Source organism: Sphingopyxis sp. GW821-FHT02C12, from assembly GCF_059421785.1.
This window is the reverse complement of the sequence record NZ_JBWKVQ010000002.1, coordinates 1,272,478-1,297,690: the sequence shown is the minus strand read 5'-3', so window position 1 is coordinate 1,297,690 and position 25,213 is coordinate 1,272,478. Positions and strand designations below refer to the sequence as shown.

21 protein-coding genes are annotated in these 25,213 nt (G+C 66.1%); 10 read left to right on the top strand and 11 right to left on the bottom strand.

What is annotated here, in order from left to right; genetic code table 11:
* The 11 genes from AC07U1_RS21520 to AC07U1_RS21470 all read right to left on the bottom strand — a co-directional run bounded on the left by AC07U1_RS21520 (position 1) and on the right by AC07U1_RS21470 (position 13,154).
* Positions 1-939 (bottom strand): acyltransferase family protein, encoded by a 939-nt coding sequence (locus AC07U1_RS21520; RefSeq protein WP_495177575.1) that lies wholly within the window; start codon positions 937-939, stop codon positions 1-3.
* Positions 940-1,992: a glycosyltransferase family 4 protein gene (locus AC07U1_RS21515; protein WP_495177576.1), complete on the bottom strand. Its 1,053-nt coding sequence runs from the start codon at positions 1,990-1,992 to the stop codon at positions 940-942.
* Positions 1,989-3,005 carry a CgeB family protein gene (locus AC07U1_RS21510; RefSeq protein ID WP_495177577.1) on the bottom strand — a complete coding sequence of 339 codons (1,017 nt, stop codon included), beginning with the start codon at positions 3,003-3,005 and terminating at the stop codon, positions 1,989-1,991. The genes AC07U1_RS21515 and AC07U1_RS21510 overlap by 4 nt, the downstream gene beginning before the upstream one ends.
* Positions 3,002-4,135, bottom strand: coding sequence for a glycosyltransferase family protein (locus tag AC07U1_RS21505; protein WP_495177578.1), 1,134 nt, complete (start codon positions 4,133-4,135; stop codon positions 3,002-3,004). The genes AC07U1_RS21510 and AC07U1_RS21505 overlap by 4 nt, the downstream gene beginning before the upstream one ends.
* A gap of 20 nt (positions 4,136-4,155) precedes the next feature.
* Complete coding sequence (locus AC07U1_RS21500) at positions 4,156-5,016, bottom strand: FkbM family methyltransferase (protein WP_495177579.1); 861 nt, start codon at positions 5,014-5,016, stop codon at positions 4,156-4,158.
* A 31-nt stretch (positions 5,017-5,047) separates the two neighbouring features.
* Positions 5,048-6,307, bottom strand: a complete 1,260-nt coding sequence (locus AC07U1_RS21495; protein WP_495177580.1) for a tetratricopeptide repeat protein — start codon at positions 6,305-6,307, stop codon at positions 5,048-5,050.
* Positions 6,300-8,522 carry a GumC family protein gene (locus AC07U1_RS21490; RefSeq protein WP_056351533.1) on the bottom strand — a complete coding sequence of 741 codons (2,223 nt, stop codon included), beginning with the start codon at positions 8,520-8,522 and terminating at the stop codon, positions 6,300-6,302. The genes AC07U1_RS21495 and AC07U1_RS21490 overlap by 8 nt, the downstream gene beginning before the upstream one ends.
* Before the next feature lie 26 nt (positions 8,523-8,548).
* Positions 8,549-9,259 carry a polysaccharide biosynthesis/export family protein gene (locus AC07U1_RS21485; RefSeq protein WP_056351531.1) on the bottom strand — a complete coding sequence of 237 codons (711 nt, stop codon included), beginning with the start codon at positions 9,257-9,259 and terminating at the stop codon, positions 8,549-8,551.
* Positions 9,260-9,356: 97 nt separating this feature from the next.
* Complete coding sequence (locus AC07U1_RS21480) at positions 9,357-10,763, bottom strand: O-antigen ligase family protein (protein WP_495177581.1); 1,407 nt, start codon at positions 10,761-10,763, stop codon at positions 9,357-9,359.
* 71 nt (positions 10,764-10,834) lie between these two features.
* Positions 10,835-12,103 (bottom strand): nucleotide sugar dehydrogenase, encoded by a 1,269-nt coding sequence (locus tag AC07U1_RS21475; protein WP_495177582.1) that lies wholly within the window; start codon positions 12,101-12,103, stop codon positions 10,835-10,837.
* A gap of 55 nt (positions 12,104-12,158) precedes the next feature.
* Positions 12,159-13,154, bottom strand: a complete 996-nt coding sequence (locus tag AC07U1_RS21470) for an SDR family NAD(P)-dependent oxidoreductase (protein WP_187140136.1) — start codon at positions 13,152-13,154, stop codon at positions 12,159-12,161.
* 226 nt (positions 13,155-13,380) lie between these two features.
* Here AC07U1_RS21470 and gmd point away from each other — a divergent pair, with 226 nt between their 5' ends.
* The 10 genes from gmd to AC07U1_RS21420 all read left to right on the top strand — a co-directional run.
* Complete coding sequence (gene gmd, locus AC07U1_RS21465) at positions 13,381-14,424, top strand: GDP-mannose 4,6-dehydratase (protein ID WP_443028063.1); 1,044 nt, start codon at positions 13,381-13,383, stop codon at positions 14,422-14,424.
* On the top strand, positions 14,417-15,358 hold the full coding sequence (gene fcl / locus AC07U1_RS21460) for a GDP-L-fucose synthase (protein ID WP_495177583.1): 942 nt from the start codon (positions 14,417-14,419) through the stop codon (positions 15,356-15,358). Before gmd ends, fcl begins: the two co-directional genes overlap by 8 nt.
* Before the next feature lie 59 nt (positions 15,359-15,417).
* On the top strand, positions 15,418-16,881 hold the full coding sequence (locus AC07U1_RS21455; protein ID WP_495177584.1) for a protein adenylyltransferase SelO: 1,464 nt from the start codon (positions 15,418-15,420) through the stop codon (positions 16,879-16,881).
* A 121-nt stretch (positions 16,882-17,002) separates the two neighbouring features.
* The gene (gene rfbF, locus AC07U1_RS21450) at positions 17,003-17,788 is read left to right on the top strand and encodes a glucose-1-phosphate cytidylyltransferase (protein WP_495177585.1); all 786 of its coding nucleotides are present in this window, start codon (positions 17,003-17,005) and stop codon (positions 17,786-17,788) included.
* Positions 17,752-18,909 (top strand): CDP-glucose 4,6-dehydratase, encoded by a 1,158-nt coding sequence (gene rfbG, locus AC07U1_RS21445; RefSeq protein ID WP_495197800.1) that lies wholly within the window; start codon positions 17,752-17,754, stop codon positions 18,907-18,909. Before rfbF ends, rfbG begins: the two co-directional genes overlap by 37 nt.
* Positions 18,910-18,929: 20 nt before the next feature.
* Positions 18,930-19,379, top strand: a complete 450-nt coding sequence (locus tag AC07U1_RS21440) for a dTDP-4-dehydrorhamnose 3,5-epimerase family protein (RefSeq protein ID WP_187140141.1) — start codon at positions 18,930-18,932, stop codon at positions 19,377-19,379.
* Positions 19,372-20,289: an NAD-dependent epimerase/dehydratase family protein gene (locus AC07U1_RS21435; protein ID WP_495177587.1), complete on the top strand. Its 918-nt coding sequence runs from the start codon at positions 19,372-19,374 to the stop codon at positions 20,287-20,289. The genes AC07U1_RS21440 and AC07U1_RS21435 overlap by 8 nt, the downstream gene beginning before the upstream one ends.
* Complete coding sequence (locus AC07U1_RS21430; protein ID WP_495177588.1) at positions 20,286-21,449, top strand: glycosyltransferase; 1,164 nt, start codon at positions 20,286-20,288, stop codon at positions 21,447-21,449. The genes AC07U1_RS21435 and AC07U1_RS21430 overlap by 4 nt, the downstream gene beginning before the upstream one ends.
* A gap of 203 nt (positions 21,450-21,652) precedes the next feature.
* Positions 21,653-24,028 carry an autotransporter assembly complex protein TamA gene (locus AC07U1_RS21425; RefSeq protein WP_495177589.1) on the top strand — a complete coding sequence of 792 codons (2,376 nt, stop codon included), beginning with the start codon at positions 21,653-21,655 and terminating at the stop codon, positions 24,026-24,028.
* The coding region (locus AC07U1_RS21420) for an AsmA family protein (RefSeq protein ID WP_495197799.1) at positions 24,028-25,213 on the top strand (1,186 nt) is incomplete at its 3' end. The genes AC07U1_RS21425 and AC07U1_RS21420, both read left to right, overlap by 1 nt.

Here is a 25,213-nt window from a genome sequence, read left to right as displayed (position 1 = left end):
TCAGGCGCGCATGCCGAGCAACAGCCGCCGCGTCGGCGAAGACAGCGCGAACAGCCGATGCAGCGCGACCCCGACAGCAACCGCCACGACCGCGATAATCGGCCATTCCACGGCGGGTTTGAGCAGCGTCAGCACCAGAAGATGGGTGTACATGATCGTCAACGACGCGCGCCCGATCGCGACCACACCGGGGACGGGAATGGCGGAAACGAAGCAGATCGTGGCGATCGCGGCGGCGGCGGCGAGGGGCGCAACCGGAAAGACGCCATAATCCAGATATTTGAAATCGACCTTTCCGCCATAGGGGGCGAGGAGGAAGAAGGCGGTGGCGCACAGCGCCAGCCCGGCGAGCGTTTTCCAATCGGGTTTTGCGACCCGATCGAGTCCGACATGATGCCCGGCGGCGGCAAAGGGCAGCGCCATGCCGACGGTCAGCAGGCCATAGGGATTGTACGGGGTGAGACCGCCGAGCAGGAAGGAAGCGGTCGCTGTCGCGGCGAGGACGGCGCCCTGCGCCCACAAGGGCAGGCGAAGCAGCAGGTTCAGCAGAAGCAAGGTGACGAGCAGCGCGGTCGGGAACCAGAAGGTCCCGAACGCACCGGTCAGGAAGGTGCCGCCGAGCAGGAAGTGAAGCGGGCCGGGTACGGGAAGCCCGCTTCCCAGCGCCGCATTGGCGACGATCAGGCAAAACAGGATGAGCAGGGCGAAGGCGACATAGGGAAGCAGCAGCGCCCGCGCTTTGCCGAGCGTCGCGGCGACGCCGCTGAAGGACCGGAAGGTGAGACCCGACAGGAAGAAGAACAGCGGCATGTGAAACAGGAAGATGTCGTGGACCAGCCGGTCGACGGTCGCGATATGGCCGACGACTACCAGGATGATGCCATAGCCCTTGGCGCGGTCGACCCATAAGGCGCGCGGTGGCGGAGTTGCCGTCTCCATCTAGGGGCGTCCAAGGCCCGTGCCGGCGATCAGCGCGCGCATCGCTTGCTCGATGCTCTTCGCAAAGGCGTCGAAGCTGTAGACGTCGAGCGCTGCACGCGGCGGTGCCTTGGCGGCCAGCACCGCCTCGACCCCCGCCGCGACCGCGGCGCGATCGCCCGGATCGACCAGCAGCCCCAATTCGCCGTCGAGCAGCGCGTCGCGCCCGCCATCGAGCGTGCTGCCCATCACCGGCACCCCGCACGCCAGCGATTCGAGAAAGACGATGCCGAAACCCTCGCCGCGGCTGGGCATCGCGAAGGCGTCGGCGAGCCGGTAGTGATCGAGCTTTTCGGCGCGGTCGATGAAACCGGCGAAGATCACCGTGTCGGCGACCCCCAGCCCAGCGGCGAGATCGATCAGCCGCTGTTTGTCGGGGCCCTCGCCGGCGACGAGATAGCGCAGGTCGGGCTGGCGCTCCTTGAGGTCGGCCATCGCCTGGATCATCTCGTCGACGCCCTTGTGCCGGTCCCATCCGGGCAGGCGCGCCAGCGTCATCACCACAGTCTTGCCCGCCAGCCCGTAACGATCGACCAGATAGTCGGGCGTGGGGCCGGGGGTGAAGTCCGACAGTTCGACGCAATTATGGACGATGTGCATCGGCACATCCGGCATCCAACTCCGCATGCGATCCTGGGTCGTCCGGCTGACCGGCCAGATTTCGGTGACCTGTTCGGTGGCGCGCAGCCGTGACGGACCCGGCTTGTCCCACACTTCGATGCCATGCGCAGGGAGGACGACCGGGATGCCGAAACGCCGGGCGATCCCGATGACGAGTGGGACGAGGTTGATATGGCCGACGAAGATCAGGTCGGGGCGCCAGACGAGGCAGTGGAACAGCGCCTGCACGCCGAACACCGCCTTGTCGGCGGCGGCGCTCGCCATCCGCCCGCGGCAGACGATGCGCATTTCGGCGTCGTCGATCCCGCGCAGCGCGTCGGCGACGTTGCGATTATATTGCGCGATGCCGCTCGCCGCCTGATAGTCTTCGTTGAGGAGCAGCAGCACCTTCATGCCGTGATCACCCGGCGAATCTCGGCGAGCATCGCGCGCGCGCGGTCGTCGAAATGGGATTCGATTTCGACCGTCCGCCGTCGCGCCGAAGCCCGGACCTCATCGGCCTCGGCGGCGGGCATCGCCAGCAGCCGCTGGGCCTTCGCCAGCATTTCGGCGGGGGTGGCGAAATAAAACGCGTCGCGGTCGGCCACAAAGAAGTCGCGATGCTCGGGGCTGTCGGGCGCCAGCAATATGCCGCCGACCGCCGGCACTTCGAAGCTGCGCAGATTATGCGAGCCCTCGTTGTGCGGGCGGAACATGTTGAGCTGGAACCGGTAGCGCCGCAGGATGCGCAGCATGTCGGTGCCGCGCTCGACCGGATAGATGCCGAGCATCGGCCCCGGGGTCAGGAACTTCTCCCACCCCCAGCCGAACAGGTCCATCGCGACGCCATTTTCGACGAGCAGCCGGACCGCTGCCGCGCGATCCTCGTCGGGATTGGCGTTGAAACAGCCGCGGAGCACCTCCGGCTCGCTCGCGAGTTCGTCGTGCAGCGCATCGTCGACCGCATGGCCGAAGGGCAGCACGGCGACCGGCAGGTCCGGATAGGCCTCGCGCATTTCGCGCCCGATCGGGCCGCTATAGGTGAAATAGAGCCGATAGGCCGGAATGCTGTCGCGGACATTCGCGTTGCCCGCGCCCGACAGGAAGAAACGAAAGGGGTGGTCGGGGTTGTAGTTGACCAGCTGGATACCGCGCGCCGCGATTTTGCGGAGCAGGGCGGGGGGATAGTCGAAACCCTTGAAGACGATCAGCACATCGGGTTTTTCGGCGGCGACCGCACGCTCGAGCGTCTTCGCCGCGACCGACCCTGCCAGCCGCCGCAGGCGCAGCAGAATGCGCCCCGCCAGCGAGGCGGGCGCTTCGCCGATGTCATATGCGGCGACATCGGCCCCGGCATTGATTAGCCCGCGATAATAGCAATCGGGCACCGCCCAGGGATTGCCGCTGACCGGCGTCAATATCTTCACGCCCCGCCTCCGCTGCTCTGCGTCATGATCCGCAGCACCGGCGCGAATTGCTCCTCATAGGCCCATTCGGCGATCATCCGCTGGCGTGCGGCTTCGCCCATCGCGCGCACCGCGTCGCGGTCGGCGCCAAGCTGCCGGAACGCCTCGGCGATCGATGTCGCGTCGGCGGGGTCGCAGGCAACCGCATAACCCGGCTCGACGAACATCGCGTGCCAGTCGGCGCCCGGCCCGACGACGAGCGCCTGCCCCTGGCCGATCGCGTCGAAGGTCTTGTTCGAGGCCCCGGCCATGTGGCGCAAATTGACTTCGAAGGCATCGAGCGGCAGCGCCGCAAAGGTGACGTCATAACTCCTCAATGCGCCGAGCAACTCGTGATAGGGCATCGCGCCGCGGAACAGCAGCCGATCTGCACAGCCCCGCGTTTCGGCGTGAGCGCGGAGGCGGTCGTTGTGGCCGCGCGACGACACGGTCTCATATCCGATCACCGTCAGTTCGATGTTCGGCACCGCGGCCAGCGCGTCGACCAGCGCGAACGGGACGCGGTGGATGTTGATCGAGCCCGCATAAACGATACGCACCGGGCCTTCGCCGGCGATGGCGCGCGGCGGCCCGACCTCGTCGCGGCAGGGGGTGTTCCACGCGACAATCGGCGCGCGTCCGGGGGCCAGCCCGGCATCGCGCGCCAGCAGCACCGCGCGGTCGGCATTGGGCAGCACGACGGCGTCGGCGCGCCGCGCCATCGCCTTGCGCCCGGCCCACTCGGCACGCAGCCGTGCCGACGCGCCTTCGACCGGCGAGTCATGCTCGTGATAGACGATGCCGCCGCGATGAAACGCACGGACCGGTGCGCAGAGCAGCGCCGCGGTCGCGTCGGCGATATAGAGCCAGTCGGGCTTCCAGCGCCGCACCAGAGCGGCTGCCTTTGCGGCGAAACGCAGCGGGGTCAGGCGCCCGAAATACACCCAGTCACAGGCATCCGAAAGATCGTCGGCGACAGCAAGCGGGTCGTCCTCGCCGAACCCTACGCCGAGATAGCGGACCTCGTGCCCGTCGCGGCGCCACAGCCGCCCGGCGCGCATCGCTGCAGGAAAACCGCCGGGGTTCGCATATTGGATATAGAGGATTTTCATCGCGTGTGATCGCCGGATGCCTAGACGGCGATTCCGTAGACATCGACCGGCGGCGCGCTTTGCAGCCGCTGCGCCACCAGCGCCTCGTCGCGGACATAGAGGCTGTTGTTCGCGGCGTGGACCGGGGTCGACGAAAGTCGCCGGGTGAACGGGTCATAGTGGCGCTGCACGAAACCATGGCCCGCCAGCAGGTCGGCGATGTCCTGCGTCACCGTTTCGACCTCGACCGCCTGCAACTGCGGTGAAGCCAGGGTCTTCGGCGCGCCCGCGATGACAGCGGGTTCATGGCCCTCGACGTCGATCTTGATGAGCAGGGGCACGCGCCCCGCCAGCACCGTGTCGAGCGTCGTGCCATGGACGCGCACCGCGCCCGGCGTATCCGCGTCGGCGACATGGTTGATCGTGTCCATGCCGCTGGTGAACCACAGTTCCTGTTCGCGGTCGCCGAGCGCGCTCGTGTGCACTTCGACCTGGTCGCCGACTCCATTGGCGTCGATGTTGCGCGCCAGCGTCGCGACCGTGTTGGTGTCGGGTTCGAACGCGATGACGCGGGCGCCCGCAACCTTGGCGGCGAGGATCGTGAAGCTGCCGATATTGGCGCCGATATCGACGAACAGGTCATCCGGACGCAACATATGGAGCACGAAGCCCATGTCGGCGAACTCGTGCAGCCCGAAATAGACGTTGCCGGTCGCACCGGTCATCCCGCGTTCGACGACGAGCCGGCTACCGCCGACCCACGGATGGACGCGCGGCCCGCCGAGCAGCCGGGCACTGAGCTGCCATCGCGCGATCCGCGCAAGGGTGCGCAGCCGCTGCCGCTCGCCGATCGGGTGTGCCATCGCATAGCGGACAAGCCGCGCCGGCGAAAAACCGCTCATCGTGCATCGTTTCCCGATGTTGAGGCCGCCATCAGCGGACCGGCTGAAGGTCGACTTGCTGAAACTCCGCCTGCAGCGCCGAGGTACCGAAACCGCCCGCGACGATCAGGCCGACCCAATAGTTGCGGCAACCGCCGCTCGGGACGCTGAAGTCGACGGGATCCGCTGCAACGCCGCGCGCATATTTGATGCTCGCGAACACGCCCGACTTGTCCTGTTCGGCGCAGGCGACCTGCCAGACCGCCGACGCATCGTCGTTGCTGGTCACCAGCCTGCCGCGCGTGGCGAAACGATAGCTGCCGGGGGTCAGCTGGACGAGCTGGCGCGCGACCAGATTGGGCCGTTCCTCGTCGGACACGACGACGAGCCGGTTGCCCTTCGCGTCCTTGGCGATGTCCGAGCCATAGGCCGATTCGCGGATCAGGTGCCAGTCGATCGGCGGGTAGGGGCCTTCCTCCTGAAAGCGGCCGTGATGGACGATCGACGTGTCGGCTTTCGGCCCCGCGCCCGCGATCTGGCGCTCATAGGCGCGCGCGGCGTCGAAATCATGCTGGACGACCATCATGCTGATCAGCGTCCGGTCGAGTTCGCCAAAACTGGGCGGCAGATCCTTGCGCACCGACAGGATGACCTGCGCGAGCGGCACCGCCTTCTGCTTGGTCCCGATATAATAGCTCAGGAAGCTGGGCAGCCAGTCGGGCGCCGGACGAAACAGCCGCACGAACTGCGGCTTCATTTCGGGTTCGGCGATCGCCTTCGACAGGATCGGGAACAGCAGCGCCTGGCCGCGGCGCGAGGTGCGCAGCGAGGCGTCGACGTCGGTCATCGCCTGATCCATGCGGCCGCGTTTCACGGCATCCTCGATCAGCCACAGATTGGCGACATAGTCGCGCCGCGTAAGATAGGTCGCGGCCATGATCGCGGGTTTCACCGGCTTTCCATGGCGCGCGTTGTCGAGGCCGATCATGCGATAGGCCGCGGGCAGCATCGGGTTACCGTCGAGCGCCTCGCGGCTCAGCTTTGCCGCCGCGCCGGTCTGGCTCGCGTCGCCGGTGGCATAGACGAGGTCGCTCGCCATCTGCGCCTTGACGGTGGCATTGAACGGATTGAGCGTCAGCGCGCGCACCGGGCTGTAGACCGCCATGACCGACGACGCGGTGAACGTCGTGACCAGCAGCCAGACCACGAGCACCGCGGCGCCATAGAGGAGGACACCCCGGCCCGGCAGGCGCGAGACATGCCGCGCGCCCGATCCACCGATTTTCCTGCCCCCGACTGCGACCCTATTCACCCGGCTGCGTGTCGGCATAGCCGTACCCATATTCATAACCATAGCCGTAATAGGCACGCTTTTCGTCGAACTTGGTCAGCACGACACCGAGCAAGGTCGCTCCGGCGGCGCGCAGGCGTGCGAGCGAATAACGGATCGCATTGGTTCGGGCGCCTTCGGCCTCGACGCAATAGACGACGCCTTCGACCTTGCTCGCCAGCAACGGCGAGTCGGCAAGGCCGAGGACCGGCGGCGCGTCGAGCACGACATGCTGGAAATGCTGGCCCAGCGCCGCGACCAGGTCGGCGATGCGATCGCTCGACAGCAGTTCGGCGGCGTTCGGCGGCATCGGGCCGGCGGTGATGAAGGGCAGGCCATCCTGTTCGTCGTGATGGATCATCGCCATGATGTCGTTGTTGCCCGACAGGAAGTTGCTCGTCCCCGCGCCATTGGCGACACCAGCGAGGCGGTGGACCGACGGCGAGCGCAGATCGCAATCGACGATGATCGCGCTGCGTCCGATGCGATGGAGCGATAGCGCCAGCGCATAGGAAGAGGTCGACTTGCCTTCGCCCTTGCGCGTCGAGGTGCACATGAGCGAGCGCGGGACGCCGGTGGTAGTCGAGAAGCGCAGCGCGGTCTGGACCGACAGATAGGCTTCGGACTGCGACGACTTGCGGTCGCGCACTTCTTCGATGGCCAGTTCGTTGTCGGTATCCGGAATGACGCCGAGCAGCGGGAGGTCGGTGACTTCCTGCGCTTCGGCGGGGTCGCGGACCGTGGTGTCGATCTGGGCGAGGATGATCGTCAGCAGCGCGGCAAGCGCAAGGCCGATCAGCAGCGCGGTGAACATGTTGCTCGTCAGTCGCGGGCTCGATGGGACGCCGGGGACCAGCGCGCGATCGACGATCGCGACATTGTTTGTGCCGACGCCGCCGGCGATGCCGACTTCCTTGTAGCGCTGGAGCAGGCCGTCATAAAGTTCGCGGTTGGTGTCGACCTCGCGCTGCAGGATGCCGTACTGGACACTGCGGCGACGTTCATCGACCAGATTGACCTTGGTCCCCGACACGCGCGAGCGCAGTTCCTCTTCGCGGGCGGCCGCGGCCGTATAGGCGGCGCGCGCGGTCGCGACGTTCGATCCGCCGACCTGGTTCTGCTCGGCGTTGATCGCCCGGTCGACTTCCTTGATCTGGCGGTCGAGCGCCTGCGCCGGCGGGTAGTCGGGCTGGAATATCACCATCAGCTTGGCATATTCGGATTGCAGGTCCGCCTTGCGCTGGCGCAGGCCGGCGACGCTGGCGCTCCCGCTGGCGAGGGCGGAGGCCTGTCCGGTTGCGGCCTTCAACGCGCTCTCGGCGGCGATCCGTTCGATCGTCGCCTTGTTCAGCGCATCGTTAAGCGCGACCAGGTCGGTGGCCATGATCGAGCGCTCGACGGTCGGTGCCTTCGGGTCGCTGCTGTCCGACTGCGCGATGGTCAGGATGCCCTGCCGTTCGGCATAGCTCATCATCTCGCGCTCGGCCTCTTCCATCTTGGCCTTGGTCTGCTGCAGCTGATCCTCGAGGAACCGGCGTGCGTAGGACGCGGAATCATAGCGGCGCTCGAGATTGCCGGCGATGAAATTCTCGGCCCAGCTGTTGGCGATCTTCGCCGACAATTCGGGGTTGGGGGTCGATACCGAGATGTCGACCAGCGCCGATCCGATGACCGGCTTGATCTGGACCATGCTGCCGAGCACCGAGGCGACGCCGCGGGTCGCGGCATCGAGTTCGGCTTTCGACATCACGCGCAGCGACGACGGCGGCGCCTTGCCGCCAAAGGCCGCCAGGAAGGTCGGGTCTCGCGCCAGGTTCAGGCTTTTGGCGACGCGCGCGGCCTGCGAACGGGCGCGCAGCAAGTTATACTGCGTCTGATAGAATTCCTGCTCGACGCGGCCGCCCCGTTCGGGCTCGACGCCGCTCATGTTGAGCACCTTGGATTCGGTACGCGAAACCTCGATCCGTGCGTTCGCGGTATAGATGCGCTGGGCGAGCATCGTGTAGACCGCGCCGCCGATCAGGCAGGCGATGATCGTGCCGATGATCACCCATTTCCAGCGCAGCGCGACGCGCCAATATTGCAGGATCCACGGCATCGCCGTCGCGAAGCCGCCGGCCTGCCGCCCCTGATCGCCTTCGGCGGTCTGGCTTGCTGGCACGGGCAACGGCTGGGATTTGGGGGTTGCGTCGGTCATGGAACGAGTCGAACTTCCTGCAAATCTTACTTGATGAGGGCTACGATCGGAGAGACCAGCAGCGGTGTGGTCGCCAAGATATCCTTGAACAGGCGGCGCCCCGGCGAATCGCCGACCACGACGACGTCGTTGGCAAAGACTTCGGGATCGTCATACACGCCGGTCCGGATGGCTTTCAGATTGTAGAGCGCGGCCATGCGTTGCCCGCCGACGGTGCGAAAGATCACGACATCGTCGAGCTTGGCGAATTCGGTCGTCCCCTTGGCGAGCGCGACGGCGCGGATCAGCGACATCTTGCCGACCACGGGATACAGGCCCGGCTGCGCCACCTGTCCCTCGACGGTCAGCACCTGGCTGACCGATTCGGTGACGTTGACGCTGACATCGGGACGGCGGACGAAGCGCGTGAGCTTTTGCTCGATCGCCTCGGCGAGTTCGGCGCTCGTCTGGTTCGATGCCTTGATCTGTCCGACCAGCGGCAACTGGATCATCCCCGCAGCGTCGGTCTGCACCTGCTTGCTGAGGTCGGGGACGCCATAGACGTCGACGCTGAGTCGGTCGAACGGGCCGATCAGATAGGGACGCGTCTCACCGACGAGGTCGTTCCCGGTTGGCGCCGGCAGAGCATTGCCGTCCATGACCTGGAGCGTCTGGGTGCTCGTGAGCTGCGGGCGACCGCCACAGCCGGCCAACAGGCAGGCGGCGGTCAGGCTAGCGATAGCCAAACGAAAGTTCACCGAAACATAATCCCTTTTTTATGTCCTGAGGGGACTAGCCCGCCCACCCCGCAAAGGAAACCGCAAAATCAAACCTATGTCGCAACGCAGCATCGGTTCAGCGGAAACCGGCGGAGGTCTTTTGCCCCTTGCGGCGCGCGCTGGGGATGTCGGGACGACGATAGACGAGCAGCGTGGCAAGCGTCGCCATCGCGGCGAGCGCGGGCGTCCGCAGCGGATAATCGACCAGGCTGGCGGCCGCGAAAATCGCCAGCATCATCAGCGATACGAGGATTCCGATGCGGTCGGTCGGCGCCGACTGCTCGTGCTGCCAACCGCGCTTCGCCGCGCGCCAGACGATCACGCCCCAGCCGACCAGCAGCAGAAGCGCGGGAAATCCGCCGTCGATCAACAGCTCGAGATAGTCGTTATGGGCGTGGTTCAGATATTGCAGCGACAGGAGGTTGACCGGTTCGACGATCTTGTACGCCGCCTCGAAACTGCCAAAACCGCCGCCGAACGGCGCATAGTGCCAGATCATAGCGTTGAGCGTCGGAAGGACCGCGAAACGCAGATCGGCGACCACGTCGCTCTGGTCGAGCCGATCCATGAAACCGGCCCCGAACAACAGCATCGCCGCCGCACCGGCGAGCGTCCCGGCGATCGACGCGATCAGCGTGAGCCGCACGATCTTTGCCGCCGATTCGGTGCCGACCGCGGCGCTGCGCATCCGGTAGAGCAAGATGCTGGTCACGAGGAAGCTGACGCCGCCGATGGCCAGGCCGGCGCGCGAGCCGGTCGCCATGATCGCGAGCATCATCGCCACCCCGCCGAGCACGCCGAGCAGGGTTGCGGCGTGGCTGCCGGCGCGATCGGCGCGGCCATGGACGTACCACAGCAGCAGCGGCCAATAGAGCGCGAGCAGCACCGCATGATGGTTGCGGTTGGCGAAAAAGCCCACCGCGGCGCCGGTGTTGGTGATGCGGTGGAAATAGGGGGCGCCCTCGCCGCCGAGCAATTGCAGCACGCCGAACACCGCCGCGACGCCGAGGAAGGCGAGCAGACGCAGCGGCAATTGCCGCAAATCCTGGTCGGACGTGCGCCCGACGAGCAGCACGACCGCCAGCGGGACCAGCAGGTCGAGCAGCGAATGGATCGCGCGGCCCGGCGACAGCGCCAGCGGGCGCCAGCCGATCTCGACCCCGGCGGCGGTCATCCGCGACGCGAGTTCGCCATGGCCGGGCAGCGCCGACCACAGGCCGGCGGGCAGCGGGATGAGCTGGATCAGCATCCATCCCGCGGCGGCGGCGAGGAGCAGCAGCAGCGGGCGGCAGCGTTGCAGCCGGTCACGCCCGCGCTCCTCAACCCAATAGGGAAGGGCAATCGCGATCGCGACGATCGCCAGCGTTCGCACGATCACCAGCCCGACGCTGTCGACGCGGGCCGACCCGCCGAACAGCAGGATGGCGATCAGGAAAATCGCCAGAAACCAACGATCGAAGAGGGACTCCCGGGAACGCGACATTCATTCTTCCATGTTTTCAGTCGTTGACCGCGCCTTAGGCAGATATTGCCGCATGCGCCACCCCCGGATGGTTAAATCGACCAGTAGTGGTGGGTCGACGCCGCGTCGGCGGCAGGCGCCGGCCACATGCGCTTGATGTCGGCGACAAGCCCGCCGGGACGCAATATCGCCGCGAGATCGGCCGCCGAAAGCGTGCGAAACGCCTCGTGGCGCACCGCGCCGATCACGCAGTCATAGGCGGGTTCGCCGGGCATCGATGCCAGATCGAGCCCATATTCGTGCCGCGCTTCGGCGGGGTCGGCGTGCGGGTCGTGGACCGCGACGCTGTGGCCGTGTCCGCGCAGCGCGCGGACCAGATCGATGACCTTGCTGTTGCGCAGGTCGGGGACGTTTTCCTTGAAGGTCAGCCCGAGGATCAGGATATCGGCGCCCGGTTTGCCGAGCGCGGCGTGGATACCGTCGGCCATCCACTGCGCCATACCGTCGTTGATCGCGCGGCCCGACAGCACGACCTGCGGGTCGATGCCCAGCTCCTGCGCGCGGTGGCTGAGATAATAGGGGTCGACCCCGATACAGTGGCCACCGACGAGGCCGGGTTCGAAGGGCAGGAAATTCCACTTCGTCCGCGCCGCGTCGAGCACGTCCCACACCGAAATGTCGAGCGCCGAGAAGATCTTGGTCACTTCGTTGATGAAGGCGATGTTGATGTCGCGCTGGGCGTTCTCGATCACCTTCGCGGCCTCGGCGGCGCGGATCGACCTGGCGCGGAACACCCCGCCGCTCGTCACCTTGCCATAGACGGTGGCGAGCAATTCGGTGACCTGGTCGTTCTCGCCCGCCAGCACCTTCATGATCTTGTCGACCGTATGTTCGCGGTCGCCCGGATTGATGCGCTCGGGCGAATAGCCGAGAAAGAAATCGCGACCGCGGGTCAGCCCCGACAGTTCCTCGATCATCGGCCCGCAAATATCCTCGGTCACGCCGGGATAGACGGTGCTTTCATAGACGATCGTCGGCGTTTTCGCGGGATCGAGGAGCGCCGCGACGGTGCGTGTCGCGCTGCGCACCGGCGACAGGTCGGGACGGTTGTCGGCGTCGATCGGTGTCGGCACGGTGACGATATAGAGGTCGGCGCCGCTGCAATCCGCCGCATCGCTGGTCAGCGCCAGCCCGCACGCGGCCAATGCCGCGGCATCGACCTCGCCCGTCCGATCGTGACCATCGCGCAGCTCGGCGATCCGCGCAGCATTGCTGTCCAGCCCGACGGTGTCGAAATGCTTCGCGAGCTGGACCGCGAGCGGCAATCCGACATAGCCCAGCCCGACGACGACGATTTTCATTTCGCTCTGATCCTTTGCCGCTTTTGCAGCGGTCCTTGGGGGAGTGGGGGAGGCGTCAAAGCCCGTGATAGTCGCGGTACCAGGCGACGAAATTGGGGATGCCGACGTCGATCGGGGTCGTCGGCTCGTAACCGAGGTCGCCCGAAATCGCGCTGATGTCGGCATAGGTTTCGGGGACGTCGCCGGGTTGCAGCGGCGCCATCTGCTTGATCGCCTCGCGCCCGCAGGCCTCCTCGATCAGCGAAATCATCCGCGTCAGCTCTTCGGACCGGTTGTTGCCGATATTGTAGAGCCGGTGCGGCGCGACGCTGCCGCCGGCCTTGAGTTCGCCGTCGTCGGGCGGCGGATTGGCGATGCACGCGGCGACCCCCGACACGATATCGTCGATATAGGTGAAGTCGCGGCGCATCGCGCCGGCGTTGAACACCTGGATCGGCGTGCCCTCGAAAATCGCCTTGGTGAAGATCCACATCGCCATGTCGGGGCGGCCCCAGGGGCCATAGACGGTGAAGAAGCGCAGGCCGGTCAGCGGGATGCGATAGAGATGGGCGTAGGTCTCGCTCATCAGTTCGTCGGCCTTCTTGGTCGCGGCATAGAGCGACATCGGATGGTCGACGCGGTCCTCGACGCGGAAGGGCAGGGTCTTGTTGCCGCCATAGACCGACGAGGAGGAGGCATAGACCATCGGCACACCGCGGGTCCGCGCGACTTCGAGCAGGTTGAGGTGCCCGACGAGGTTCGACTGGACATAGGCGCGCGGATTGTCGATCGAATAACGAACCCCCGCCTGCGCGCCCAGATGCGCGATATCGGCGAATTTCAGGTCGGCGAGCGCTTCGTCGAGCGCGGTCGCGTCGGCGAAATCGACCTGGCGGAAGGTGAAGAGATCGCCATATTCCGCCGACAATTTCGCCAGCCGCGCGCGCTTCAGCTCCGGGTCGTAATAGTCGTTGACGATATCGATGCCGATCACCGGCCGGCCTTCGCCCATCAACCGCCGCGCGAGATGGAAACCGATAAATCCGGCGGCCCCGGTAATCAACACGGTCAACAATCATCTCCTGTCGGATGCGGTTTGTGGCACCGCAGCATGGCCGCGATAGACATGTGAGCCTTTGGCAACAAGGGCGAAGTTCCCCTGCGGGCAACAGCCCGGTTGACTTCGCGGGCAAGGCGCGGAAAGGGATGCACCGCCGAATAGCGCGGATCACACGCGCTCGAACACTCTCCCCGGAACGAGGAATAAAGTCTTGGCGGAACAGGAAAAAATTGCCCTTGTGACCGGAATTACCGGACAGGATGGCGCCTATCTCGCGCGGCTGCTGCTCGACAAGGGCTATGTCGTCCACGGCCTCAAGCGCCGCTCATCTTCGTTCAACACCAGCCGGATCGAGGATATCTATCAGGACCCGCACGTCGAAAACTCGCGTTTCCACCTTCATTATGGCGACCTGACCGACAGCACCAACCTGATCCGCATCGTCCAGGAAACGAAACCGACCGAAATCTACAACCTCGCGGCGCAGAGCCATGTGCAGGTAAGTTTCGAGACCCCCGAATATACCGCGAACAGCGACGCGATCGGCACGCTGCGGCTGCTCGAGGCGATGCGCATCCTCGGCATGGAAAAGAGCTGCCGTTTCTATCAGGCTTCGACCTCGGAGCTTTATGGCCTCGTCCAGGAAGTGCCGCAGCGCGAAACCACGCCCTTCTATCCGCGCAGCCCCTACGCGGCGGCGAAGCTCTACGCTTATTGGATCGTCGTGAACTACCGCGAAGCCTATGGCATGCATGCGTCGAACGGCATCCTGTTCAACCATGAAAGCCCGCTGCGCGGAGAGACCTTCGTCACGCGCAAGATCACCCGCGCCGCTGCGGCGATCAGCCTCGGCCAGCAGGACAAGCTGTACCTCGGCAACCTCGACGCCAAGCGCGACTGGGGGCATGCCCGCGAATATGTCCGCGGCATGTGGATGATGATGCAGCAGGACGAGCCCGACGATTATGTCCTCGCGACGGGCGAAACCACGCCGGTGCGCGACTTCGTCGAATGGGCGTTCGAGGATGTCGGCATCGCGCTCGAGTGGAAGGGCGAGGGCGTCGACGAAAAGGGCTATTGCAAGGCCAGCGGCAAATGCCTCGTCGAGGTCGACCCGCGCTATTTCCGCCCGACCGAGGTCGACCTGCTGATCGGCGACCCGTCGAAGGCGCATCAAAAGCTTGGCTGGCGCCACGAAACCTCGGTGCGCGAGCTGTGCCGCGAAATGGTCGCCGCCGACGTCGCGGCATACAAGGCCGGCACGACTCCGTCGCATGACTGAGGCCTTTTCGCTCGCGGGCAAGCGCGTCTGGGTCGCGGGACACCGCGGCATGGTCGGCAGCGCGCTGGTACGCCGGCTTGCCGATGAGAATTGCGAGGTCCTGACGGCAGGGCGCGATACGCTCGACCTGCTCGATCAGACGGCGGTGCGGGCGTGGGCCGCGCGCGAACGGCCCGACGCGGTCTTCCTCGCGGCGGCGAAGGTTGGCGGCATCCTTGCCAACGATAATTTTCCAGCCGATTTCCTTTACCAGAATCTCGTCATCGAAACGAATATCGTCGATGCGGCGCACCGCGCCGACGTCGCGAAACTCTGCTTTCTCGGTTCGTCGTGCATCTATCCGAAGTTCGCCGAGCAGCCGATCGTCGAGGAGGCGTTGCTCACCGGCCCGCTCGAGCCGACCAACGAATGGTATGCGATCGCCAAGATCGCCGGCATCAAGCTCGCGCAAAGCTATCGCCGACAATATGGCGCCGATTATATCTCGGCGATGCCGACCAACCTCTATGGCCCCGGCGACAATTTCGACCTCAACTCCAGCCATGTGCTGCCCGCGCTGATCCGCAAGGCGCATGAGGCGAAGACCAGCGGCGCCAAGACGATGACGTTGTGGGGCAGCGGCACGCCGATGCGCGAATTCCTCCACGTCGACGATTGCGCCGACGCCTGCGTCTTCCTGATGAAGCGCTATTCGGACGCCGGGCATATCAATGTCGGATCGGGAACCGACATCGCGATCATCGACCTCGCGCGCCTCGTCTGTCAGGTCGTCGGCGCCGATGTCGAGATCGAACTGGATACCGGCAAGCCCGACGGTACCCCGCGCAAGCTGATGTCGAACGCCAAGCTCGCCGGCATGGGCTGGTCGCCGCGCATCGCGCTGCGCGACGGGATCGCCTCGACCTACGACTGGTTCCTCGCGCACCGGCGCTGACGCCCGGCGCTTGCATTCGCGCCCGACAGGCTCGACATAGAAAGGCGAGGAGCAGGGCCATGGATTTCGCCTTCGACAATAGTTTTCACCGCGACATGGAGGGCTTTTACGCCCCCGCCGAAGCCGCGCCGCCCTCGGCGCCGAAGCTGCTGGTCTTCAACCATGCACTGGCGAAAAAGCTCGGCCTCGACGTTGCCGGCACCGGCGACGACACGCTCGCGCGGCTTTTTTCGGGCGAGGCGATGCCTGGCGGCGCCAATCCGCTCGCCTTTGCCTATGCGGGGCATCAGTTCGGCCACTTCTCGTCGCAGCTCGGCGATGGCCGCGCGTTGCTGCTCGGCGAAATCGTCGCCCCCGATGGCGCGCGTTTCGACGTCCAGCTCAAGGGATCTGGCCCGACGCCTTTCTCACGCAACGGCGACGGCAAGGCCGCGATCGGCCCGGTGCTACGTGAATTTCTCGTCTCCGAGGCGATGGCGGCGATGCATGTGCCGACCACGCGCGCCTTGGCGGCGGTGGCGACCGGCGACCGCGTCCAGCGCGAACGCGCCCACCCCGGCGCGGTGCTCACCCGCATCGCGAGCAGCCATATCCGCGTCGGCACCTTCCAGTTCTTCGCCGCGCATTTCGGCGCCGAGCATGTCGTGCAATTGTCAGACTATACCATTCGGCGCCATTTTCCCGACCTCGCGAAAAGCCCCAACCCGCATCTCGCGCTGCTCGACCGCGTGATCGGCCTGCAATGCGAACTGGTCGCGCACTGGCTCGGGGTCGGCTTTATCCATGGCGTGATGAACACCGACAATGTCGCGATCAGCGGCGAAACGATCGATTATGGCCCCTGTGCATTCATGGACCGCTTTTCCGCCAACACGGTGTTCAGCTCGATCGATGCCAATGGCCGCTATGCCTATGGCCGTCAGCCGCAGATCCTCCACTGGAACATGGCGCGTTTCACCGAAGCCCTGCTGCCCGCCATCCACGCCGTCGATCCGGCGGACGTCGAGAAGGCCAAGGGACTCGTCGATGCGATCCCCGACCGCTTTCGCACCCATTGGTTCGCCCGCATGCGAACCAAGCTTGGCCTTGCCAGCGCGCATGAGGGCGATGCGGAGCTGATCGACAATCTCTTCGGCGAACTCGAAACCCATGCGATCGATTTTACCGGCTTCTTCCGCGCCCTCGCTACGCTGCTGCGCGGCGATGCGAGCGAACTCGAAGCCCTGCTCCCGCAGCCCGAGGTGATGGCGCCCTGGATCGCCAGCTGGTGGGCCGAACTCGAACGCGAGGATATCCATCCGCTCGAACGCGCCGCGGCGATGGATGCGGTGAACCCGCGCTATGTCCCGCGCAACCACCGGGTCGAAGAAGCGCTGGCGGCGGCGGAGCAGGGCGATTTGGCGCCGTTCCATGCGCTGCTCGAAGTCGTGCGCGCGCCCCATGTCGAACGCGCCGACTGGGTCGGCTATGCCCAGCCCGGCTCGGCCGAAAATGACCCTTATGTGACGTTCTGCGGCACATGAATTGGCGATCAAGGTTCGAAGCGCGTTGCAGCGTCTTGGCTTTGCGGCTACCGAGCGGGCGCTTGATAGCCCAATTGATTCCGCCACACCCTGACAATCAGAACGGAACGAGCTCACCCCTATGAAAGCATTGATTCTCTGTGGCGGCCGGGGAACCCGGCTGCGCGAAGTGTCCGAAACGCTGCCCAAGCCGATGGTGCCGATCGGCGACAAGCCGATCGTGTGGCACATCATGAAAATCTATGCGGCGCACGGCATCACCGACTTCGTCCTGCTGCTCGGCTACAAGGGCGACATCATCCGCGATTTCTTCCTGAACTATGCGAACCAGTCGTCCGACGTCACCGTCGACCTGTCGAAGCGCGGCGAGGACCGGCTGCAGTTCCACAAGCATCAGACCGAGGATTGGAAGGTCACCCTCGCCGAGACCGGCGAGAATGCGATGACCGGCGCGCGCATCCGCCGCGGCGCTCGCTACCTCGACGGGGTCGATCAGTTCTGCGCCACCTATGGCGACGGTGTCGGCGACGTCGACATTTCGGGCCTCGTCGATTTCCACAAGGGCCATGGCAAGACCGCGACGCTGACCGGCGTCTATCCCCCGGGCCGCTTCGGCGAACTCGGGACCGAGGGCGGCGTCGTCGCCAGCTTCAACGAGAAGCCGCAGGTGTCGGGCGGCCACATCAACGGCGGCTTCTTCGTCTTCAACCGCAATTTCGTCGACGACTATCTCGACGATCGCGAAGAGCTGATCCTCGAACGCGAGCCGATGGAACGCCTTGCCGCCGACCGCGAGTTGATGATGTACGAACATAATGGTTTCTGGCAGCCGATGGACACGCCGCGCGAATATTCGCTGCTCAACGAGCTGTGGGCCGACGGGCAGGCGCCCTGGAAGAAGTGGTAGGCACCGCGATGTTCGGCGACGCCTATCGCGGCAAGACCGTGCTGCTCACCGGTCACACGGGCTTCAAGGGTTCGTGGATGGCCGAATGGCTACTGATGCTCGGCGCCAATGTCGTTGGCTTCTCGCACAAGGTCGATGACGGCCCGTCGCATTTCGACAGCCTCGGTCTCGCCGACCGGATGACGCATATCCTTGGCGACGTGCGCGATGCCGATGCACTGTACGACGTCGTCACGGCGCACCGGCCCGACTATGTCTTCCACCTCGCGGCGCAGTCGCTCGTTCGTTATTCCTACGACCATCCGGTCGAGACGATGGCGACCAACGTCATGGGCACCGTCAACCTGCTCGACGCGCTGCGCCGCGCCGGAAATCCGGCGGCGGTCGTCTGCGTCACCTCGGACAAATGCTACGAGAATCGCGAAGTCCTGTCGGGCTATCGCGAAGACGATCCGATGGGCGGCCACGACACCTATAGCGCGTCGAAGGGCGCCGCCGAGATTGTAGCGCACAGCTATCGCCGCAGCTTCTTCTCGGCGCCCGACAGCCCGGTGAAGATGGCGACGGTGCGCGCCGGCAACGTCATCGGCGGCGGCGACTGGTCGCTCGACCGCATCGTGCCCGATTGCGTGCGCAGCCTGGCGAAGGGCGAGGCGATCCGCCTGCGCAACCCGTCGGCAACGCGGCCCTGGCAGCATGTCCTCGAATCGCTGAGCGGCTATCTCTGGCTCGGCGCGCTGCTCGGCGGCGCCGCGACCACGCCGCGGGTAAAATCGCCGACCGACGTCACCGAAGCGTTCAACTTCGGCCCCTGGGTCGAAGCCAATGGCTCGGTCGAGCGGCTGGTCACAGAATTCCTCAAGCATTGGCCCGGCGAATGGGTCAACGCGGCGGAAGCCGGCGCGGTGCACGAGGCGGGCCTGCTCGGCCTGTCGATCGACAAGGCGTATCACAAGCTCGGCTGGGCGCCGACGCTCGACTTCGCGGGCGGCGTCGCGCTGACTGCGGGCTGGTACAAGGCGGTGGTCGCCGACCAGGCGCCGGCGCTGGGCCAGACGCGTCACGATATCGAAACCTTCGTCGCCGAGGCGCGAGCGAAATCGCTCGCCTGGGCGGCCTGAACCAACCCAAGGGGAATAGAATGATCGACGGCGTCCTGATTACACCGCTGCGGCAAATAGCGGACGAGCGCGGCAAGATCATGCACATGCTGCGCAGCGATGCGCCGCATTTCGACCAGTTCGGCGAGATTTATTTCTCGTGCGTCCAGCCCGGCGCGATCAAGGCCTGGCACATCCACAGCGAAATGACGCTGAACTATGCCGTCGTCCACGGCCGCATCAAGTTCGTGCTTTACGACGACCGCGAAGGCTCGCCGACGCGCGGCGAACTCCAGGAAATCTTCATGGGCGAGGATAATTATTGCCTCGTCACCGTGCCGCCCTTTGTCTGGAACGGCTTCAAGGGCTATGGCCAATATCCGGCGATCGTCGCGAACTGCACCACCCACGTCCACTCGGCGGACGAGATCGACCGCATGGACCCGTTCACCGACAAGATCCCGTACAACTGGGACGTCCGCCATGGCTGATGGCCGGCTGCTGCTCGTCGGCGGCAGCGGATATTTCGGGGCGCGGCTGGCCGAGGCGCTGGCCGGCGCCTGGGACGTCGCGGTCACGGTGCGCTCGGACACCCCCGCACGCGCCGCCTGGCTCGCCGAGCGCGGCATCGCATCGCATCGCTACGACAGCAGCCGCGACGCCGACCTGCCCGGCGGCGATTTCGACGCGATCGTCAATCTCGCGATGCCCGGCGCGCAGGCGGCGGGCAAGGACGCCGACGCCGCGATGGCACAGGGCCGCAGCACCGGCGCGGCGTGCCTCGCCGCGCTCCGCGCGGACCGGGCGGCGCGGCTGGTCCATTTCTCGACCTTCCATGTCTATGGCGGCAACGCCGCGGCGCTTTACACCGAGGACATGCCCAAGGCGCCGGGCCATCCCTATGGCAAGACGCACCTCGCGATCGAGGGCGACCTCACCGCCAGCGACGTCGCCGGCCGTATCGCGATCCTCCGCCCGACCAACATGGTCGGCGCGCCCGCGCACAAGGACCTTGGCGAACAGGCGGGGCTGATCTTCCTCGATCTCTGCCGTCAGGTCGCCGAAAGCAGCGCGATGAGCCTGCGCAACGACGGCCAGAGCTATCGCGACATATTGCCGTTCGGCGATGCGATCGCGGCGGTCGAACTGTTGCTGCGCGCGACGAGCGGCTGGAGCAATATCTTCAACCTCGGCGCCGGACAGGCGATCACGATGCAGGCGCTCGCCGAGAGCATCGCGGCAGCCGCACCGCAGCCGGCAACCATAGCTTATGGCGACGGCACCGACGCTTTCCGCAGCCCGTTCACCGTCGACATCGCGCGGCTCGGCGCGCTCGGCTGGGCGCCCTCGGCGTCGATCGCCGACGAGGCCCGCCGCACCATCGCCGCCTTTGCCGCGTGACCACCCCGCGTCTCCTCGCCATCTCGCTCTCGTGCCACGAGCCGGTGAACCGCGCGCTGTTCCGTGAGATCGGCGCGCTCGACATCCCCGTCCATCTCGTCGTCCCGCGCCGCCATTTCGTCGGCGGCCAGTGGCGCGATACGCCCGACTTTCCGCCCGAAAATTACGAGCTCACGCTGCTCGACCTCACCGGCACCAACCAGCGAACCCATAGGCTGCAGGGGCTGCAGGCGGTCGTCGATGCCTTCCAGCCGACGCATATCTATTGCGACAGCGACCCCGCCAGCATGATGGTGCGGCAGGCCAAGAAAGTGGCGCCGAACGCGCGGCTGTGGTCGCTCACCGCCGAGAATATGCCGCAGAGCCTCGGCATCGACCTCAGAAAGGCGGCCGAAACCCGCAACCCTGCCGGCATCGCCTCGGCGCTGGTCAAGGCGTGGCTCCGCCGCTCGGCGCGCCGCAAAGTCGACCGCGTGCTGACGCTCAGCAAGGACGGCACCGCGCTAATCGAGGCGATGGGGCTGACCGCGACGCAGGTCCCGATCGGCTTCGACCCCCGCCTTTTCCAGCCCTTGCCCGAGGCCGAACGTGCCGCGGTGCGCGCCGAACTCGGCCTCACCCGGCCAGTGATCGCCTATTTCGGGCGCCAGACCCCCGAAAAGGGCATCCATGTCCTGATCGACGCGCTCGACCGCATCCGTGACTGCCCCTGGCAGTTCCTGATCGACGATTTCATCGGCGCCTCGGGCTACACCGCGCAGCTCCAGGCGCAGATCGAGCGGCTCGGACTATCCGATCGCGTGACTTTTTTCGAATCCCGGCACGAAGACATGGCGCGTTACATGAACGCGGCCGACATCGTCGTGCTGCCGTCGCTCAGCACCCCCAAATGGAAGGAGCAGTACGGCCGCGTCATCCAGGAAGTGATGGCGTGCGGTCGCACCATCGTCGGCAGCCGATCGGGGGCGATCCCCGAAGTGATGGGCGGGCAGGGGCATTTGTTCGACGAAGGCGACGTTGCCGGCCTCGCGAAACTGCTCGGCGATCTGCTCGACAAGGGGCAATATGCCGATGAAGCGGCGCGAAGCTACGCGCTGGCGAACCTGTCGGTGAACCGTCAGGCCGAGATCATGGCCGGCCATCTGCGCGCGGAAACCTGACCCGCACTTTTCCGGGTGCGGAACCCTATGCCTTTCGCCACGTTGCGAAAAGCGACGACGGCAGCGATCGATACAGGGCCGATCAATCGCGCAGGCAGGGGGCATGGGTTCTGCATCGCACCGCAAGTCATCGCAAAACCGCCAGAATCTGGTTGCACCGCTGCGCGTCAGCGGACAGAAGCGCATCTGGTAGCGGGCAGCAGATGCAAGATTCTGAAAAATTTCGCGAATTGATCCGCCGGACCGCGACGACGACGTCGCTGCGTCCAACGCTCGCGCTGTCGGCATCCTTGCTCTGCCTCGCCGCAACGACCGCGCATGGGCAAGTGGCGCCGCAGCCGCCACCGGTCACCGAAACGATCGCTCCCGACGCCGCGCCCGAAACCGAGCTGGCTAAGCCCACCCCGCCGCCGCCCGATGCGGTTTTCCCGGCGGTCGAACCGATCATCGAGGATGACGAGTTCGAGCGCGCCATCCCTCCAATTTCGGCCGAGGACGATCCCGAACTCGGCGTCCCGCTCGAATCGATCGCCGAATTCGAACGCCGGCAGGCGGCAAAGGCCGCGACGCAAGGTGAAGCGCCGCCCGGCTCCGAACCCGCGCCAACCCCGGCGCTGGCCGACGGCGATGCGGTCGAGGCGATCGGCGACGCGCCGATCAGCGACACCGAACTCGCCGCGCCGCTGCCCCCGCTCGAAAGCTTCAACGTCGAACCGGTCGAATTCGCCGAGCCCGAATCCGCCGACGAAACGGTCAAGATCGCCTACACGGTTCAGGTCAACGGCCTTGCGCCCGCTGATGACGGCACCGACGCCGACCTCGCCGACCTGTTCGGCGACCTGTCGGCGCTCTACGATGGCGATGGCGAAGCCGCCAATGCGTCGATGGTCCGCGCCCGCCTGACCGCCGATGCCGACCTGATGCGGCGTATCCTCGCCTCGGAGGGCTATTATGACGCCCAGGTCGAAACGCGGATCGACCGCAGCGGCGGCGGCGACAATGACGGCACTGATCGCGGGAACCGAACCGCGGATGGCCCCGCCGCCACAACCACGCAGGGTCAGTCCGGGCGTCCGCGGTCGCTGGTCGCGATCATCGATGTCGTGCCGGGACAGCGCTACACCCTCTCCGACATCGTCATCAACGCCGCGCCGACGGTGCCGCCAACGCTGATCAAGGATAATTTCCCGCTGGCGATCGGCGAACCGATCGTCGCGCAACGCGTCCAAGGGGCCGAGGCGGCGATCGCGCTCAAACTGCCCGAGGAGGGCTATCCGTTCGCGGTCGTCGGCCAGCGCGACATATTGCTCGACGGGGCGACCGGCGACGGGGTCTATACCTTGCCCGTCGATATCGGCCCGCGCGCGCGCTTCGGCGGCTTCGAAACGGCCGGCAAGCTGGCGTTCGATGTCGAACATGTCGAACTGCTGGCGCGGTTCAAGCGCGGCGACCTTTATGACAGCCGTAGGGCTGACGATCTGCGTCAGGCGCTCGTCGCGACCGGGCTATTCTCGACCGTGTCGGTCGAACCACAAAAGACCGGTGAAAGCGCAGGCGACGACACCGAGTTCGTCACGATGCTGGTGACGCAGGAGGCGGGGCCGCCGCGCACCCTCGCCGCCAGTGCGGGCTATGGCACCGGTCAGGGTATCCGGGTCGAGGGAAGCTGGACTCACCGCAACCTGTTCCCGCCCGAAGGCGCGCTGATCGTCCGCGGCATCGCGGGAACGCAGGAACAGGCGCTGGGCGTCACCTTCCGCCGCTCGAACGCCGGGCGCCGCGACCGCACCTTCGAACTGGTCGGCGAAGCATCGCGCAGCAACTACAACGCGTTCGAGGCGCTGACCGGGCGTGTCGGTTTCCGCGTCAGCCGCGAATCGACGCCGATCTGGCAGAAAAAGATCACCTATGCCTATGGCCTCGATCTGATCGCCACGAGTGAAGACGACTACAGCTTCCTCCTCGGCGCGCGCGACCGCAGCCTCTATTATATCGCGGGCTTGTCGGGCCAAGTCGGCATCGACCGCAGCGACAATCTTCTTAACCCGAGCAAGGGGTTCCGCGTCACCACGCTGATCCAGCCCGAGGGCTCGCTCAGCGGCAGCTTCTCGCCCTATGCCCGCGTCCGGATCGATGCGAGCGGCTATTATCCGGTGACCGACAGCGTCGTGCTCGCGGGGCGCGTCCGCGTCGGCTCGATCCTCGGTGCATCGCGCGAAAATCTCGCGCCGTCGCGGCGCTTCTATGCCGGCGGCGGCGGCTCGGTGCGCGGTTTCGGTTATCAGGAACTGGGGCCGAAAGACCCGAACAACGATCCGATCGGGGGCCGCAGCGTCAACGAGGCGGCGGTCGAGGCCCGCTATCGTTTCGGCAACTACGGCATCGTGGGCTTCGTCGACGCGGGGCAGGTCTATCGCGGCTCGACCCCGGATTTTTCGAACCTGCGCTACGGTGTCGGCATCGGCGGGCGGTTCTACACCAATTTCGGTCCGATGCGCCTCGACATCGCGACCCCGATCGATCGCCAGCCGGGTGAAGGCCGGGTCAGCGTCTATGTCTCGATCGGGCAGGCTTTCTGATGGCCGACGACGCCGCCTTCGACGACAGCCCGCCGCCGCCAAAGGCAAAGCCGTCCTGGCCGCGCCGCATCGCGCGCGGCGTCGGCCTCACGATCGTCGGCCTGATCGCGCTGATCGGGCTCTTCCTCATCGGACTCAACAGCGATGCCGGGCGGCGTTTCGTCGTCACCCAGATCGAAAAATATGAATTCGAAAACGGGATGAAGATCGGCATCGGCCGGCTCGACGGCTCGCTCTATGGCGCGATGTCGATCCGTGAACTCACCTTGTCCGATACCAAAGGGGTCTTCCTGCGCTCGCCCGAGGTCAAGGTCGACTGGCGACCCTTTGCGTACCTGTCGAACCATGTCGACATCCGCTCGGCGACCGCGCTGACGATGACGCTGGCACGGATACCCGCGTTCAAGCCGGTTCCCGATACCGGCGAACCCTTGCTGCCCGACCTCGATATCGATGTCGCGAAAGTACAGGTCGACCGCTTCATCTTCGAACCCGCCGTCGCGGGCGAACGGCAGGAAGCGCGCATCACCGGCAAGGTCGCGATCGCCGACCGCCGCGCACAGGTCACCGCCAACGCCGAAACGGTCGGGGGCAAGGCGAAGGGCGACAAGCTCGCGCTGATCCTCGACGCCGTGCCCGAGACGAACCGGCTGTCGATCGACATGGACATCAACGCGCCGCAGGGCGGTGTGCTCGCGGCGATGGGTGGATTCAAGGAGCCGCTGACCGCGAAACTCTCGGGTAAGGGTGACTGGAAGGTCTGGAACGGCACGCTCACCGGCAACCTCGGAAGCCAGCCGCTCGCGCGCCTCGGCCTTGCCGCGCGCGACGGGGTGTTCGCGGTCAAGGGCACGGCCCGGCCGTCGCGCCTGCTCGCCGCCGGCCCCGTCGCCGACATGCTCGGCACCGAAACCGCGATCGACCTCACCGCCCGGCTGGCCGAGCGCAAGGTCGGTCTCGACGGCCGCATTTCGTCCGACGCCGCGCGCGTCGGACTCAGCGGCGGTATCGACCTCGGCACCAGCCGTTATGACGGGTTGCAGGTCGCCTTCGTGCTGCTCAAGCCCGGCGCGATCGCCCCTTATGTGCGCGGCAGCGGGCTGCGCGCGCAAGCCCGGCTCGACGGCGAATTCCGCCTGCCGACGGTCGAATATCAGGCGAATGCGACCAGCCTCGCGGTCAACG